This window comes from Halomonas sp. BN3-1, assembly GCF_003056325.1.
GTDB classification, from domain to species: domain Bacteria; phylum Pseudomonadota; class Gammaproteobacteria; order Pseudomonadales; family Halomonadaceae; genus Halomonas; species Halomonas litopenaei.
Genome location: NZ_PYVV01000001.1, coordinates 378,612 through 394,422 on the forward strand (window position 1 = coordinate 378,612; position 15,811 = coordinate 394,422).

Sequence of the window (15,811 nt, forward strand, 5' to 3'; positions counted from 1 at the left end):
CTAAAGCGTACTTCAGACGAGCCGCAATTCGAGAACGTGTCGGATCTGGTGTCCATCCCACTCATACCCGAGGTGACGCCCCTGCCATGTCGCGGATACGGCAGGAGGTCGCAATATCGCGGCGCATTGGCCTCCCTGGTCGCGCACGCTGGGGTATACGATACCGTCGCTGCGGTCTTCCCAGGCGCGTCTTCCAAAGGCCTGACTGGCCCTCCAGTCATCTGGTGCGATCAGAGTATCGGCGCCAGGCGGGCTTCCTCTCAGGTCAAGCAATTCGGCGTCGAGATTGGCCAGATAGACACGTTGTTGCACCTGCATGGGAGGCTCATCGGATTCTCTCAGGAACCGTTCTGTGTGATATCGCGTTTCTGCAATGGCCGTAGCCTCGCTCATCGCCGTGTAGTAGGCGCCGAAGGTGCCATCGGTGAATCTGGTCCCGCGGCTGTTGAAATGGCAAAAAGCCGCCATCACCGGCGTCCAGCCAGGGCCATAGCGACGATCTTCGTCCCTCACCAGGTGTATCTCACCGGCCTGCTCCCTCAGGCGCGGGGAAGTCGCCCCCTCCAGCTCCTGGAGCAGCTCCCGATCACCGGGCTCGGCAACCCTTTCGAACAGGTCGATCGGTGGGAAGCGTGAGGGTACGATTCGGTAGCAGGGACGCCAGGTCACCCGAGAGACCGGAAAGGTCACGCGTGGCCGCCCCCTCTTGCCGCATCGAGATGCTGACGCACGACATAGAGGTCCGACACTTGGCCTTGGCGTAGCCTTTCGATAGGGGGACGTCCACCGAATAGCGGGTTGCTGTTGGGACGCCGTAGCCAAGAATCGGCGGCATCCGTGCGCGGCAGCAGTAGTTGCAGGGCCTTGTAGATTCCTATGATCAGCGACATGCGCTCCAGATGGTTGACATCGAATCGCGCAGACTCTGGATCCTTGCGCCAGCGTCGATAGGTGGAATCGGCCACCCCGAGCAACACCGCGGCGTCCTGTTCAGGCAGTCCCCAGTCACGGATGATGTTGGGATAGGTCCTCATCGCAGCCGCACCCATGTCGCGACGCTTGTCAGCGGTCAGTTGCGCAATCGCCATGACAACCTCCTCGCATTGACGGCACTGGTTGTTGGAAGATGGGCGCCAAATGGTAAAAGTTAAGGAATTGTCGCTCATTTGGCGGCCGCTGTCACGGTGATGGGGAGTGTCACCGTGGTGGAGAGTGCCACGGTGGCGGAGAGTGTCACGGGGGAGGCGGGGAGCATGGCCCGGGCTAGCATATCGCCATTGAATCAGCGGTTTGGTGATTGCTCCTTCGTCATTCCTCACGCATGGCCCTAGCGAGCATGTCGCCATTGAATCAGTGGTTTGGTGATTGCTATTCAGTTGTTGCACTTCACCTATTCCTCACGCATGGCCCGGGCGAGCATGTCGTTGATCGGTTTGGTGATATAGCTGGCGAAGCTTCTCTCCCCGGTGAGGATCATCACCTCTGCCGGCATGCCTGCGACAAGACGCATGTTGTCGGTCAGCTGCGATTTGCCCAGGTCGGTCACGCCGACACGGACCTTGTAGTAGCGCTGGCGGGTGGCTTCGTCCTCGAAGCTGTCTGCGCTGACGCGGACCACCTCGCCGTCGATGACATTGGACAGGCGCTGGTTGAAGGCGCTGAAGCGGATTTCCGCCGACTGGCCGGGGTAGAGGTGATCCACATCGTGGTTGGGGACGCGGGCCTCGATCACGAAACCGTCGCCGGCCGGGACCAGGTCCAGCAGCGGGTCGCCACCACGTACCACGGCGCCCAGGGTGTGCACCTGCAGGTCCACCACGGTACCCGCCACTGGGGCCGTGATTCGCGTGCGCGCGAGGGTGTCATTGAGGGCGACCAGGCGCTCTTCGGCGTCGGCGACCTCTGCCTGGACCTGACGTAGCGCTTCGCCGACCTGCTGTTGAAATTCCTGCAGGCGAATCTGCTTGTTCAGGGTGTTTTCACTGATCTGGGCGCGCAGTCGGGCGATCTCCGAGGCGTGTCCCGCATTGTCACTCTGATACTCCAGGCTCTCGCGTTCCAGCTCACGCAGACGCTGGCTGCTGATCATGCCGTCACGAAACAGCTTGCGGTGGTTGGCGACCTCACCTTCCAGCGAGTCGATGCGTTGCTGGGTGATCGAGCGGGTTTGCCCCAGGCCGGTGATCTGCTCTTCCAGTTGAAGAATCTGCTGGTCCAGGGCGGCCAGCGTATCGTCCAGCGATTGCCGGCGTACCTCGAACAGGCGCCGCTGCACGCCCAGCACCTCCTGCACCCGCGAATTGCTGGACGCGATCAGTTCCTGTGGAAAGGCCAGGCTGTCGCTGTCGGCCTGTTCCGCCAGCAATCTCACCTCACTGGCCCGAGTGATCAGGTACTCGGTCTCGGCGATGCGCTGTTGCGCCAGCGCCTGGGTGTCGTCCAGCACGATCAGTGGGTCGCCGGCTTCCACGTGATCGCCGTCCTCGACCAGCACGTCGGCGACGATGCCACCTTCCAGGTGCTGGATCGTCTTGGTGAAGCTTTCCACCGAGACCGAACCGGGGGCGACCACCGACACCGCCAGATGAGCGGTGACCGACCAGACACCGAAGCCACCGAAGGCCACCAGCAGGATGGCAAAGCCCCAGCGGCGATAGGGCCGAAGGTCCACCGGTACGCGATCCTCGGTACCAGCGGCGGCCGAGCTCGAGTCGATGGCGGGGGGCTTGAAGGAAGCCGAGGCAGAGGCTTGAGCGCTCATCGTGGCGTCCTCGAGCTGGGAGATGATGCAAGGTCGGACGGGGGGCGCGGCGAAGAAGATGTACCGGCACCGGCGACTTGCTTTACCACCCGCGCCGAGGGCACAGCGCCCTTGAGCCGAACCCCGCCGGCCGGGGAGGGCGGGGTCAGGGACGTCACTCTACCGTCGTCGAGGACCATCACCCGGTCGACCTGGGCCAGCAGGCGCTGTCGGTGGGTGATGACCAGTGTCGTGGTGGTGAGTCGGCGCAGGCGTACCAGGGTTTCCACCAGGGCCCGCTCACCGCTCTCGTCCAGGTTGGCGTCGGGTTCGTCCAGCACCACCAGCGCTGGCTCTCCGTACAGGGCTCTGGCCAGGCCAATACGCTGACGCTGGCCGGCCGACAGCCCCGTGCCGCCGTGTCCGATGGTGGTGTCGTAGCCTTCGTCGAGCTTGAGGATCAACTCATGGACGCCGGCCAGGCGGGCCGCCTTGAGCACAGCCTCGGCGTCGACCGGGCCGAAACGAGCGATGTTTTCGGCGATGCTGCCGGCCAGCAGCTCCACGTCCTGGGGCAGATAGCCCAGGTGGGGCCCCAGGGCATTGCGTTCCCAGCGCTGGATATCGGCGCCATCGAGGCGCACGCAACCGTCGAGACTCGGCCAGATGCCCAGGGCTACCCGTGCCAGGGTCGATTTCCCCGAGGCGCTCGGGCCGACGATGGCGAGTTGTTCGCCAGCTTTGAGGTCGACGCTGATCGCGTTGAGTGTGGCGACAGTGGCCCCGGGTGGGCCGGCGCAGACTTGCTGAAGAAAAAGCTGGCCCGTCGGCGCGGGCAGCGGCATCGGCGGGGGTGGTGCTTCGCTGGCGATGAGTTGGCCCAGGCGTTCACGGGCGTTACGGGCGGCGATAAAGCTCTTCCAGCCATTGATCAGTTGATCGATGGGGGCCAGAGCTCGCCCCAGCAGGATCGAACCGGCGATCATCATCCCCGGTGTCAACTCCGCCTTCAGCACCAGCCATGCCCCCAGGCCGAGGATCAGCGACTGGGACAGCAGCCTTAGTATCTTCGAAAGGTGGGTGAGTACACCTGAACGATCGCTGGCCCGGGATTGCAGTGCGAGGGAGTCACGGTGCTGCGTTTGCCAGCGCCGTTTTACGCTCTCCAGCATGCCCATGGCATGGAGCACCTCGGCGTTGCGCAAGTTGGCGGCGGTTTCATCGCGGCTGGCGACCTGGTGAGCGCCAGCCTGCTTCAGTAGTCCCCGGGTGCAGGCCTCGTTGATCGCGGCCAGGGCCAGCAGGAGGATGCCGGCGGCCAGGGCAAAGAGCCCGTAGAGCGGATGAAACAAGGTCAGGACCCCCAGGTAGAGGGGGATCCATGGCGTGTCGAAGAAGGCCAGCAGGGCGGGGCCCGAGACGAACTGGCGCAGCGTGGTCAAGTCATCCAGCGCCTGGGTCGAGGTGGCACCCGGACGGCGCAGGGCCTGATCGTAGATGGCCTGATGGATCGCTGGCTGGAGTCGTTCGTCAAGGGCGTTGCCGATGCGCACCAGCAGTCTAGAGCGAACCCACTCGAGTCCGCCCATGACGGCGAACAGGAACACGACGACCAGCGTCAGCATGACAAGGGTCTCGACGCTGCGGCTGGTCAGCACCCGGTCGTAGACCTGCAGCATGTAGAGCGATGGCACCAGCATCAACAGATTGATGAACAGGCTGAACAGGCCGACGTCGAAGAGTCCGCGCCGGCAGTGAAGCATCGCCTCCCGAATGCTATAGCGGGTGGGGGTCATGTAAAGGCATCTCGTGTTTTGGGTTTACGGCGAAGTGCTTGGTGGTAGGGACAGGCAGAAGAAAGAGTGACGTCAGGCGTCGTATCGCGTGGTGCCCGATAGGTGATGGGGTGCAGTATGGAGTTGGCAAGGAGAAAGAGGCCAGCGAGAAGTTCGCTGAAACGACTTTTCAGTAGCTTACACAGATGGTTGTTTTGGCAAAAAGAATGAAGAAATAAAAAGATTATTTTGGTGTTTTATCGTTGTTTTTTTGAAAATATGTTTGCTGTTTTCGTCAGCGACGATATTAGTGATACAAAAGGTATTTGTTTTTAAAAAGGAAAGAGTGTTTTCGTAAGATTAATATGCGCTTGAAAGGTTTTTGTCATTTTAGAAAAACCTTGATCGAGGCGAGGTAGTTGGATAGAAAATTTTTCTTTTTATCTGATGTTGGCGTGAGATATTGGCTATTTGTTTCCAAATGTAAAAGGGTTTTCATGGTGCATGACATTTGAAAAAAATTTGGAGTCACCATGAGCAGCAAAGAAGAGGTGGTCAGTTCTGTCGCGGGTAGAGCCGCCCAGGCGTTAGCTGTGCCATCGGATACCGGTCTGCTGGTATGGCAGGCAGAGGTAGGCACCATCATCGATCTGGACAGTGGGTCCCAGAAGGCCGTGACGGAGGTGATATCCGGGGACAATGCCAGGCCGGGCGCCATCGACAATGCCTACGTGGATCTTGGCCGGGACCCCGGAGACGGTGTCCAGTATGACGTCAGCGTCGAGGAGGCTGGCAGTTATCAGTTGACCCTGCGCTACGCCAACGGCAGCAACAGTGATCGTCCGTTGGCGCTTCAGGTGGATGGTGGCGTCACGACGTCGGTGAGCTTTCCCGGCTCAGGTAGCTGGAGCAGCTGGCAGGAAGTGACAGTCGACCTTGAGCTTGAGCCGGGCACGCATCAGCTGCTGTTGTCGATTCCGACGGCAGAGCAGGGCGGCGTGGACCAGGGACCCAACCTGGATCAGCTGACACTGGTAAAGGTGGAAGACGAACCAGAACCAGAACCCGAGCCCGAAACTGGCATCATGTCGTTCGAGGCAGAAACCTTCACCATCGATGACCAGGAGTCGGATCCAAGCCGCCCGGCCGATACCGCTGCGCGCCTGGAAAGCGACGGCGTGGATTCTCTCAGGCCGGGTTACAGCGGGGAAGGTTACCTTGACCTGGGCAACGACGTCGGCGACGCCGGGATATTTGAAGTGACCGTGGAGAACGGCGGTAGTTTCCGACTGGACGCTCGCTATGCCAATGGTGGCAGCACAGATCGCCCCATGACGCTCTACATTGATGGCGTCGAGGTCGGCGAGTTCCAGTTTGCTTCCACCGGGGCTGGCGACGAGGGTTGGGAACGCTGGCGGGAAGAATCGCTTGAACTCGAGCTCGAGGCAGGGACGCACACGGTACGCCTGGAGAACATCGGCAGGGGCGGCCCCAATCTTGATGTGGTAAAGCTGTCGCCGATGATCGTCGAGGCGGGCGATAGAGAGACCTTCAGGATCAATTTTCAGCCCCAGGGCGCCGATGTGCCCGAGGGCCATGTCGCGGATACCGGTCAGGCCTTCGGCATGCAGTCGCTGATAGTGGATGGCAAGACCTACCGCTACGGCTGGGTCACCGAGGAAAGCATCGCCGACGGAACAGAGAACGGCACCAATCCATTATCGCTGGCCAACCAGGGTGGTTTTACCCTGGTGGATCGTTCCGAGCGCTTCGTCGGCCTGGACCCGCGCCAGGCGACCTTTGCTCAGATGACCAGCGAGCGCGACGGCTTCGTCGATGCCGGTTGGGAGATAGAGCTGGAGCCCGGCTTCTATGAGGTGACGCTGTCGGTGGGTGATGTGTCGGGCAACTTCGACGCCTACTACAGCGTCAATGCCGAAGGCAGCGCCTTCAATGATGCTTTTGCGCCAGGTCGTCCCAGCGACTTCCCCCTCGATGCCAACGCGACCAACGATACCGAGGGCCTGCGCTCTGACCTGGTTACCCGAGTGGTGGAGGTCACCGATGGTCGTCTGACCCTGGATGCACTCGGTGTCGACAGCAAGAACGTCAAGCTGCAGTACGTGGAGATTCGTCCTCTACCGGATCTGACGCCTGGAGATGAGCAGCCGGCGAGCGAAGACTATGCGCAGTTTGTCGATGCCCGGGCCATCGCCGGAGTAGGGTCCAATACCGTCGAGGTGGATCTGGACAGCGAGGACGGCAGCCTGCCCACCGGCGTCGATCCCACCTCCGATATCTTTGTCGGGGTTCAGGTGGTCGAGGGCCGAGGAGGCACGCTGCTGGAGAGCCTCAGCGATGGTTCGGTGCGACTGTTCGAGACCGTCACCGGCATCGAGGTGGCCTTCGATATCAACACCACCGGTGGTTTCGATTCGCTGACCCTTTCTCCGAAGCAGACGCTCAAGCCCTTTACCAGCTACAGCCTGGTGATCGATGGCTTCCAGGATCGTGGCGACAACAGTGACAGCAACTCGCCCACTCGAGAATTCCTGAAGTACACCAATACCTTTGTCACTGGCGCCGAGCCGGACATCCTGCCCAGCGATGTGGCCTTTGAAGGCACGGTGGAGCTGGATGGTGCCGTCGACGGTGCCTTTGGCTTCACCTCCCTGGAGGTCAGCGCGACCGGTGACGCGCTGTACGTGGTCAGTATGGGCGGACAGATCGTGCGCTATGCGCTGGACCCGGAAGATGGTTCGCTAGGGGACGGTGACGTCCTGGCGCTGGCGCTTGATCCGTTCATGCAGCCGGACGCCGACGCCTTCAACAATCGGCGTGGCATTATCGGTATCGCCGTGGATCCGACCGATCCTCAGGTGTTGTGGGTGACCGATAACTATCCGATCCCGCTGTCCGGGCGCGACACCTCGACCCCCGACTTCAGCGGGCGGTTGTTGAAGATAACCCTGGACGAGGGGGGCAGCTTCAGCGGCAGCGCCGAGGTCTATCTGACCGGACTCCCCCGTTCGGTGGCGGATCACGTCACCAACAGCATCGAGTTCCGCGAGAATCCGGCGTTCGATGCTGAAACGTCGCCGGATGAGCCGTCCCATCTGCTTTACTTGACCCAGGGCTCCAACACCGCCATGGGTGATGATGACAGTGCCTGGGGCAACCGGCCCGAACGCCTGCTGGCCGGTGCCGTGCTGGAAGTGGATCCGTCCCGGACGCCGCCGGAGGGTGGCTTTGACGTCACCACCGAGCCGTTACCGGACGACCAGACTCGCTTCGTCGATGATGACAACGATCTGAAGAACGACCCGATTCCCATGGGGGATGGACGCTTTCTGGTGTTTGACGAAAATGGCGTCGCCAGCGTTCAGGACGCCGATAGTGTCGTGCTGGAGACCTTCTACGATCCTTATGCCGATGACGCTGTGGTCAAGGTGTTCGCCACCGGTATTCGCAATGCCTACGACCTGGTCTGGCACTCCAACGGCTACCTGTACACGCCGACCAACGGGTCGGCGGCGGGCGGCGCCGTACCGGACGATCCCTCTACGCTGATCGACGAGTCGGTCACCAACGTGGCCAAGCAGGACGACTACCTGTTCAAGGTCGAGCAGGGCGGCTACTACGGCCACCCCAATCCGCTGCACGACGAGTTTATCCTCAACGGCGGCAACCCGACCCGCCTGGAAGACATCAATGAGGTCACGTCCTATGATCCGGGTATCCAGCCCGACCCCAACTATCGCATCGATGACGCCTACTCGCTGGGAGAGAATCGTTCTGCCAACGGCGTGACCGAGTACGTCAGCGATACCTTTGGTGACGCCTTCAAGGGCAGTCTGCTGTTTACCGAGTACTCCGGGGGGGACGATGTTCGTTGGATCACGGTGAATGCCGAGGGCAAGGTCATCGGTGACGATGTCTTGAGAGATGCAGAGGGGCGGGTCATTACCTACACAGATCCCCTGGATATCATCGAAAACCCGGCCACTGGACGCCTTTACCTGGTCACCCTCAACCGACTGACCGGCGAAAGTCAGCTGGTCCGCCTGGATCCGGTCGAGCCGACGTCGACCGGGGGGGGCACTGACATGACGCGGGTACTGGCCACCATCCAGGCCGAGGACAACACCCCGGATGATGGTACCAGCGCCACTATCAGCGAGGGCGGTGGTGCCGAGATCATCATCCGTGAAGGGATCGCCAGTGAGGTACCGGGACTGCAACCGGGCAGCTTCGGCAATGATGGCAATCTGGACGACAACGACGGCGTCGGTGGCGGATACGCCGATTTCGGCAGGAATGCCGAGGACGCCATCACCTTCGGTTTCACCGTGGAAGCCGGCGATGGTGGCGATACCGTGCTGCGCGTTCGCTACGCCAACGGTGGCTTTTCGGACCGCCCGCTGGAAGTCTTCGTCAATGGCCAGAGTGTCGGCGTCGCCGACTTCCCGCCGGCGCCGGACAGCCTCGAGGGATCCGATCGCTGGCGTTTCTGGATGACCCAGGACATTGAGGTGAATCTGAACCCTGGCGAGGTCGAGGTGCGACTGCAGTCGGTATCACAGGCCGGGCCGAACGTGGATCAACTGGAGGTGATTCATGAGCCTTCACCCGGCTTCGATATCTACGAGGCAGAGGGGGCTCTGCTCAACGGTGCCAGGGTGGTCGAGGTGGCCGATGATCGTAACGTGTCCGAGAATGCCTACGTCGACTACAAGGGGTCGGAGGATCAGACCATTACCTGGTCGATTCGCGTCGACGAAGCGGGAAGCTATGAAATCGGTTTCCGCTACCACCTGTCCCAGACCAAGTCTGATCGACCCCTGACCTTCGGCATCAATGGTGTTGCGCAGCCCAATCTGAGATTCGAAGGGCTCAGCGAAAACAACTCGGACTGGGTGTATCAGAACGTGGTGGTCAGCCTGAAGGCCGGCATCAATACGCTGGTGTTGACGGCCCCGGAAGCGGTCGGCCCGAATATCGATCTGCTGTGGGTGCCGGATCAATCGCTCGAAGCCATCCGCGCCTCCATCCTTGGCCCAGCCGACGCCACCGAGGGCACTCGCATCGAGCTCGAGGAAGGCATCTCGGCGCTCAGCGTCGACCCGCGCAGCGCGGACTTCTTCTTTGAGGTCGACTCCAAGGGGCTCTATCGGCTCGATCTGGCGGCCAATGCCGGTGTGCTGCGTGGCGATGATCTGGCGCTCAGTCTCAATGGCGAGTCTTTGACCCTGATGACTTTCCCCGGAGCCGGCACGTCGGGTGAGGAGTCCTACTACGTCGAGCTGGAGCCCGGGACAGAATACCGTCTGCACATCGTCTCCGATGACCTGGGTAGTCAGCGCATCGACTATCTGGACGTGACGCCCGTCTCTGTCGTTGCCGACGCCGAGGTGCGTCTGGAGAGCGGTGACGTCAACTACTTCAGCGATCGCCTGCTATTCAACTATCTGGAAGAAAATGATTTTGGTGGCCCGGATAGGGACTTCAAGGAAGGCGCCAAGGCGGTCATTTCCAATGATGGCAGCGACCCCTTGACGATTCTCGATGTTTCGTTGGACGGCCCCTTCGTGCTCGCCGATGCGGCGGCCCTTGAAGGTTTGACGCTGGCGCCGGGGGAGTCGCTCGAAATCGATGTTCTGTTCGATCGAGCGAATTATCGTCCGCCCGCTACCAACGCCGATGACGGCAGCTTCTTCGGGAGTCTACGACTGGTGACAAACGATGCCGATTCCCCTGTCCAGGAGTTGACGCTGGCGGGATTCTGGCAGGCTCAGGATGAGGGCGGCTGGGAGCCCACGGTAGATGAAGTCTGGAATGTGGCGGGATTCGGCAATCGCATAGGAGGCCTGCCTACGGAAGGAGGGGGCAAGGGATCTGCGTTCGATGACTTTGGCTTCTATCGCGCCGTCAGCGAGGAAGAAGTGCTGTCGCGTTACTGGACCCTGGCCGACGGGGTCGATGAAGCCAAGGTGACCCAGATAGTGGCTCTCCACGGTGCTGGTGTCTCGGCCTTTGGTCTTCATGCCTTCAAGAATACCTCCCAGGATATCAAGTTGATCCGGCACGCGGAGGATCAGAACCAGTCGTTTCTGCCGATAACGCTGGAGGGTAACCAGCCAGAGGGAACCTTCACGCGTGATGATATCCCCAACAATTGGGGAGGCAACGATCTGTTTGGTATCGAGGTGGCCACCCTGTCGTCGGACCCTTCGCTCAACCCGTCGGGGGCCGGAACGCCGCCAGCGGACGCTCCCGATCTGGAGAGGGGCTATCTGGTACGCCTGTTCGAGGCCCTAGATGGTGAAGGAAACGTGATTCCCGATACCTACCTGGTCATCCAGGACTATCCCGGAGCCAACCACGACTACAACGACAACATGTTCGTCATCGAGGGTATCAAGCCGATGTACGATGGCAACGGTGTCCCGCCGGAGGAAACCGACCAGGTGGTGCCGTCGTCGCGCTTCACCGTAGCCGCCGAGCAGGGCGAGTCTGCTCAGGAAGTGCCCGATGTGGTCGTTCCGTTGGATCTGCAGGGCCTGCCCCAGCAGCAGCCCGACGAGCTGTTCTGACAGGCTTGCCACTGCCAACCGTGTGAATGCCGCTCCCCCGGGAGCGGCATTTTTGTGGGCGCCGGATCCAGAGAGTAGTTGTCGCTGTTGACAGACACCGGGTGTTGCGAAGCGTCGACAGCGGCGAAAAGACGCCGTTTGCGTTAGCCTGACGTCAGTCTGAATTGAAGGAGTTGTGCATATGCGAACCGCAGGATGGATGATTATCCTCGTGATGGCCGTGTTGATGGTGGGCTGCAGCTATGACCCTGCACGGGTCTCGCCGGAGCCGCTGATCATCATTGACGACGATCATCGCGACCATCGAGATCATGACGGTGGCGACTTCTGTCCGCCGGGACAGGCCAAGAAGGGTCGCTGTTGAGAAGACGCCGAGTCTGACAAAGGCCGCCATGCCACCGCCACAAGGATGACCAGGCGACAAGCGTTGAGGTCGCGTGAAGCCGGGCGTTCGCCCCGGCTTGTCAGGCTGTTCGGTGAGCGGCATGGTAGAGGTATCTTCTTCAGGCGAGGCGATCGTGAGCCGGATCGATCTCAGGACCAAGACCCTGGCCAACGAGCACGTGTCCCACGTGCACGGTTACCACCAGTTGATTCTGCCCACCTGCGGCAGTACCGAACTATCCCTTGAGGGGCGGGAGCAACGGGTCACCGCCGAGCGTGGTTGCCTGATTCCAGGCAACTGCCATCACGACTACCTGGGAGACGGCAACAATCGTACCTTCGTACTCGACGTGCCGGTGGTCTTCGGGCTCCCGGACGTCGACGTGGCCCGACTGTTCGAGCGACCGCGTTTCTTCGCGGTGCCCCCCGATCTGCAGCGGCTTGCCGACAGCCTGATGCGGCAACTGGACCAATTCCCCACCCTGGGCAACGATATCGCAGCGCTTCTGTTACGCGCGCTCTATCTCCATCTGGAGGCTTCCAGCGAAACCTGTGCCCCTGCACGATCGACGGGCGTCAGCGGTCGGCTCGATCTTCGTCTGCTGGACGACTGGATCGATAGGCACCTGGCCAGCGACATTCGCGTGGATGACCTGGCGTCCTTGTGCGCGCTCAGCCCCGGTCACTTCCACGCCAGCTTTCGCCAGGCCACCGGGATGACGCCGCAGGCCTATGTTCGTCGACGCCGGTTGAGCCACGCCCAGGCGCTGATCCGCCACAGCGAGTTGCCGCTGGGGCAGATTGGGGCGCTGGTGGGCTTTCGCGACCAGGGCAGTTTTTCCCGAGCCTATCGCAGGGTTCATGGGGTGGCGCCCTCCCAGGAACGCTCAGGTTTCTAAACAGCGATTCAGCCAGCCTCTCTCGGCTCTCGCGCTACGCCACCTGTCACTTTTCTCCTCTCGTCGCGGTGACGTTGCGCCCGACGACAAGCTTTGCCTGAGCCTCGGGCAAGGTTTTCGTAGTCTCGGGCAAGTTGACGATGGGTTTCGCGCATAGCCTGAAAAGGAGTCACTCGGCGCCGGCCTCGATTCGGCGCCATCAACAATGACAACAACCATGACAACAACCGGAGTTACCGATGTCTTCGACCTCCCTTCCTGCCTCCGCCCACACTGATGACCGCATTTCAGCTGACCGCCGCTCGCACGACAACCACGGGGTTGGCGCGCGGCGTGGCCAACGGGCCAGACAGCGGCGACGAGCGCCGATGCTGGCGCTCGCGGCGTTGCCGCTGGCGCTGATGGCGTCCCAGGCGCAGGCTCAGTCCTACGAGATGGCCATCGCTACCCTGATCCCCGAGAACCTGACCAACAACGCCATCTATCCTGCCCTGGTCCACTTCAAGGAGCTGGTGGAAAGTCGCACCGAAGGCGACGTCACCGTCAGCATCTTCGGTGGCGGCCAGATGGGCTCCGAGGTGGAGACCGGCTCCCAGGTCCAGGCCGGAGGCAGGGCGCTGCAGTCCGCCATTCTGACCTCCGGCGCGATGTCGTCGTTCTACCCCGAGTATCAGGCGGTGACGGCCCCCTTCCTGTTCGATGACTGGCGCCAGGCCTGGGCCTTCTTCGATGGCGAGTGGTTCGCCGACTTCATGCAGGGCGCCATCGAACAGGCGGACATGCGGTATCTGGGGACCTTCGATGATGGTGGCGGCTTTGTCGCCTTCACCAACAACGAGCGGCTGATCAAGACCGTGGACGACCTCGAGGGGCTCAACATCCGCACCGAGGAAAATCCGGCCCATGTCGCCACCATGGAGGCGCTGGGTGCCTCCGCCACACCGCTGCCGTGGGGCGAGCTGATCACCGCGCTGGAGACCGGGCTCGCCGACGGCCAGTTCAACGCGCCGGTGATCAACACCACCTTCGGCCTGGACGAGGTGACCGACTACACCACCCTGACCGGGCACGTGTACAACAGCGCCAGCTGGATGGTCAGCGAGAGCTGGTTTCAGGAGCTGCCCGAGGAGCACCAGCGGGTCATCACCAACGCCGCCCGGGAGGCGGTCAGTCTGAGCCATGGTGCTTCCGGCATGCTGGCGACCGCCAGCTGGCAGACGTCCTGCGAGATCTTCGAGGAGTGCTACCTGATGCCGGCAGAAGAGCGCCAGCGCATGGCCGAGGTGGCGCGTCCAGCCTGGAAGAGCTGGATCGTCGATGACTTCGGGCTCGACGCCGCTTTGATCGACGACCTGCTGGCCGAGGTCGATGGCCTGCGCCAGTCGCTGCCGCAAGAGGCCTACAGCCGCTACGGCCAGTGATTGTCGCGGCGGGGCGGCCAGGCCGCCCCGCCAGTGCCCACCGCCTTGCCCGAGTTCTCCTGTCATGTCATCACTGCGATCTCTTCAGGCCTGGCTCCAGCGCCTGAGCGACGGCGTCAATCGCCTCGCCATCGTGTTCTGCGTCGGCTGTGTCCTGGCCATGCTGGGTATTTCGTTCACCGGGTTTCTGTACACCCTGTTTACCGGCGGCGCGCTCAGCTGGACCTACTCCCTGGCCCGCCTGTTCCTGCCGTGGATCGGGCTCATCTCCTCGACCATCGCGCTGCATTCCGGCGAGCACGTGGCCATGACACTGCTGGTCAAGCTGCTGCCGCGCCCACTGGTGGTGCTGGCAGCCGGCGCGACCCTGGCCGTCATCGGCGCGCTGGCGGTGTTGATGATGTTCTACGGCTGGGACTTCTTTTCCAACGCCCGCCAGAGCTACATGGTGTCCGACAGTATTCAGATTTCCTACAAGTGGACCACCTTCGCGGTGCCGCTGACCGGCGCCATCATCGCACTGCATCTGGTGCACGGCTTTGCACTGCTCGAGCACTTCATCGACAGCGACGCGGTGATCGAGCAGGCGATCCATTCCAATGACAATGGCGCCGGCAGCAACGTCGAGCAGGCGGTCGACAGCCGTGTCGCATCTGCCGATCCCTCTTCACCACAAGGCGACGCCGTCGCCCGGGAGCCACGCTCATGACCGCCGCGATTCTGGCCTTTATCCTGGTGTTGGCGATCGGCGCCCCGGTCGCAGTGGTCATGGCGATCTCGGGAGTTGCCGGGGTCTATGAGCTGGGCGGCGAGCGCCTGGTGGGGATCATCGCCGATCGCATGTTCTCCGGTGTCTCCGGCTACATGCTGATCGCCGTGCCGTACTTCATCTTTACCGCCGAGTTGATGAACCAGGGCGGGCTGACCCAGAAGCTGATCGCCTTCAACAATGCGCTGTTCGGCCGGGTGAGGGGGGCACTGTCTCACGTCAACGTGACGGTGTCGCTGTTCTTCGCCGGGCTGACCGGGGCCGCCATCACCGATACCGTGGCGATCGGCAAGATCATGATTCCGGAGATGAAGAAGCAGGGCTACGACGCCGAGTACGCGGCGGCGATCACCGCCTGTTCCTCGATCATCGGGCCGATCATTCCCCCAAGCGTGGTGATGGTGGTGTACGCCACCCTGCTGCGGGACGTCTCGGTCATCGACCTGTTTGCCGGAGGCATCGTGCCGGGCATTCTGATGACCGTGGCGCTGCTGGCCACCAGCATCGTGCTGGCCTGGCGACGGGGCTACCCCAAGCAGGCGCCGACACCGCTGAAGATGGCTCTGCTGGCATTCTTCTCGGCGCTGCCGGCCATGCTGGTGCCATTGATCATCCTCGGCGGGATACTCTCGGGCATGACCACCATCACCGAAGCTTCAGGCTTTGCCGCAGTGTACGCGATCCTGATCGGCATGCTGTTCTATCGCAACCTGACCCTGGCCAAGGTGGCCCAGGCGCTCGTGACCACGGTCAAGTTTTCCGGTGTCGTGTTCTTTCTGCTGGCGACCTCGGCGGTGCTCGGCTGGTTTGTCACCCGCTCTGGCGTCGCCCGGGAGGCGGCGAGCCTGATCACCTCCCTGAGCGATGTCGCCTTCGTGCAGATCTTGCTGGTGTGCCTGTTGCTGATCGTCATCGGCACGGTCATGGATGTACTGCCGGCGCTAGTGGTCATCGGCCCTGTGGTGGTGCCGGCGATGGTCAGCCTGGGTTTCGATCCACTGCACTTCGCCATCGTCATGATCGTCACCCTCAACATCGCCAACGTCACGCCACCGGTGGGCATGACGCTGATGACGGCGGCAAGAATCGCCCAGGTCCCCTACGAAAAGGCGATCCTGGCGTCGCTGCCGTTTTATACCGCCTTTATCCTGGTAGTGGTGTTGCTGGCGGGTTTTCCGGCACTATCGACATGGATCCCCTCGCTGCTCGACTGATGTGAGCAGTGACGGA

The 15,811-nt window shown here is 61.9% G+C and carries 10 protein-coding genes; 6 read left to right on the forward strand and 4 right to left on the reverse strand.

Annotation, left to right across the window (positions count from 1 at the left end; genetic code table 11):
- Positions 1-12: 12 nt before the first annotated feature.
- The 4 genes from C9F12_RS01655 to C9F12_RS01670 form a co-directional block, all read right to left on the reverse strand.
- Positions 13-690, reverse strand: coding sequence for an RES family NAD+ phosphorylase (locus C9F12_RS01655; protein WP_108447749.1), 678 nt, complete (start codon positions 688-690; stop codon positions 13-15).
- Positions 687-1,088: an MbcA/ParS/Xre antitoxin family protein gene (locus C9F12_RS01660; protein WP_108447750.1), complete on the reverse strand. Its 402-nt coding sequence runs from the start codon at positions 1,086-1,088 to the stop codon at positions 687-689. The genes C9F12_RS01655 and C9F12_RS01660 overlap by 4 nt, the downstream gene beginning before the upstream one ends.
- 302 nt (positions 1,089-1,390) lie before the next feature.
- Positions 1,391-2,761: an HlyD family type I secretion periplasmic adaptor subunit gene (locus C9F12_RS01665; protein ID WP_108447751.1), complete on the reverse strand. Its 1,371-nt coding sequence runs from the start codon at positions 2,759-2,761 to the stop codon at positions 1,391-1,393.
- Positions 2,758-4,536 (reverse strand): type I secretion system permease/ATPase, encoded by a 1,779-nt coding sequence (locus C9F12_RS01670; protein WP_108447752.1) that lies wholly within the window; start codon positions 4,534-4,536, stop codon positions 2,758-2,760. The genes C9F12_RS01665 and C9F12_RS01670 overlap by 4 nt, the downstream gene beginning before the upstream one ends.
- Before the next feature lie 512 nt (positions 4,537-5,048).
- On the opposite strand from C9F12_RS01670, the gene C9F12_RS01675 reads away from it, so the two are divergent.
- The 6 genes from C9F12_RS01675 (at position 5,049) to C9F12_RS01695 (ending at position 15,795) form a co-directional block, all read left to right on the forward strand.
- Complete coding sequence (locus C9F12_RS01675; RefSeq protein ID WP_108447753.1) at positions 5,049-11,108, forward strand: carbohydrate-binding protein; 6,060 nt, start codon at positions 5,049-5,051, stop codon at positions 11,106-11,108.
- 181 nt (positions 11,109-11,289) lie between these two features.
- Complete coding sequence (locus C9F12_RS22430) at positions 11,290-11,472, forward strand: hypothetical protein (protein ID WP_162816338.1); 183 nt, start codon at positions 11,290-11,292, stop codon at positions 11,470-11,472.
- A 154-nt stretch (positions 11,473-11,626) separates the two neighbouring features.
- Complete coding sequence (locus C9F12_RS01680; protein WP_108447972.1) at positions 11,627-12,391, forward strand: AraC family transcriptional regulator; 765 nt, start codon at positions 11,627-11,629, stop codon at positions 12,389-12,391.
- A 368-nt stretch (positions 12,392-12,759) separates the two neighbouring features.
- Positions 12,760-13,812, forward strand: coding sequence for a TRAP transporter substrate-binding protein DctP (dctP, locus tag C9F12_RS01685; RefSeq protein WP_045994863.1), 1,053 nt, complete (start codon positions 12,760-12,762; stop codon positions 13,810-13,812).
- 64 nt (positions 13,813-13,876) lie between these two features.
- The gene (locus C9F12_RS01690; protein ID WP_240184129.1) at positions 13,877-14,521 is read left to right on the forward strand and encodes a TRAP transporter small permease; all 645 of its coding nucleotides are present in this window, start codon (positions 13,877-13,879) and stop codon (positions 14,519-14,521) included.
- Positions 14,518-15,795, forward strand: coding sequence for a TRAP transporter large permease (locus C9F12_RS01695; RefSeq protein WP_108132764.1), 1,278 nt, complete (start codon positions 14,518-14,520; stop codon positions 15,793-15,795). The genes C9F12_RS01690 and C9F12_RS01695 overlap by 4 nt, the downstream gene beginning before the upstream one ends.
- Positions 15,796-15,811: the final 16 nt, after the last annotated feature.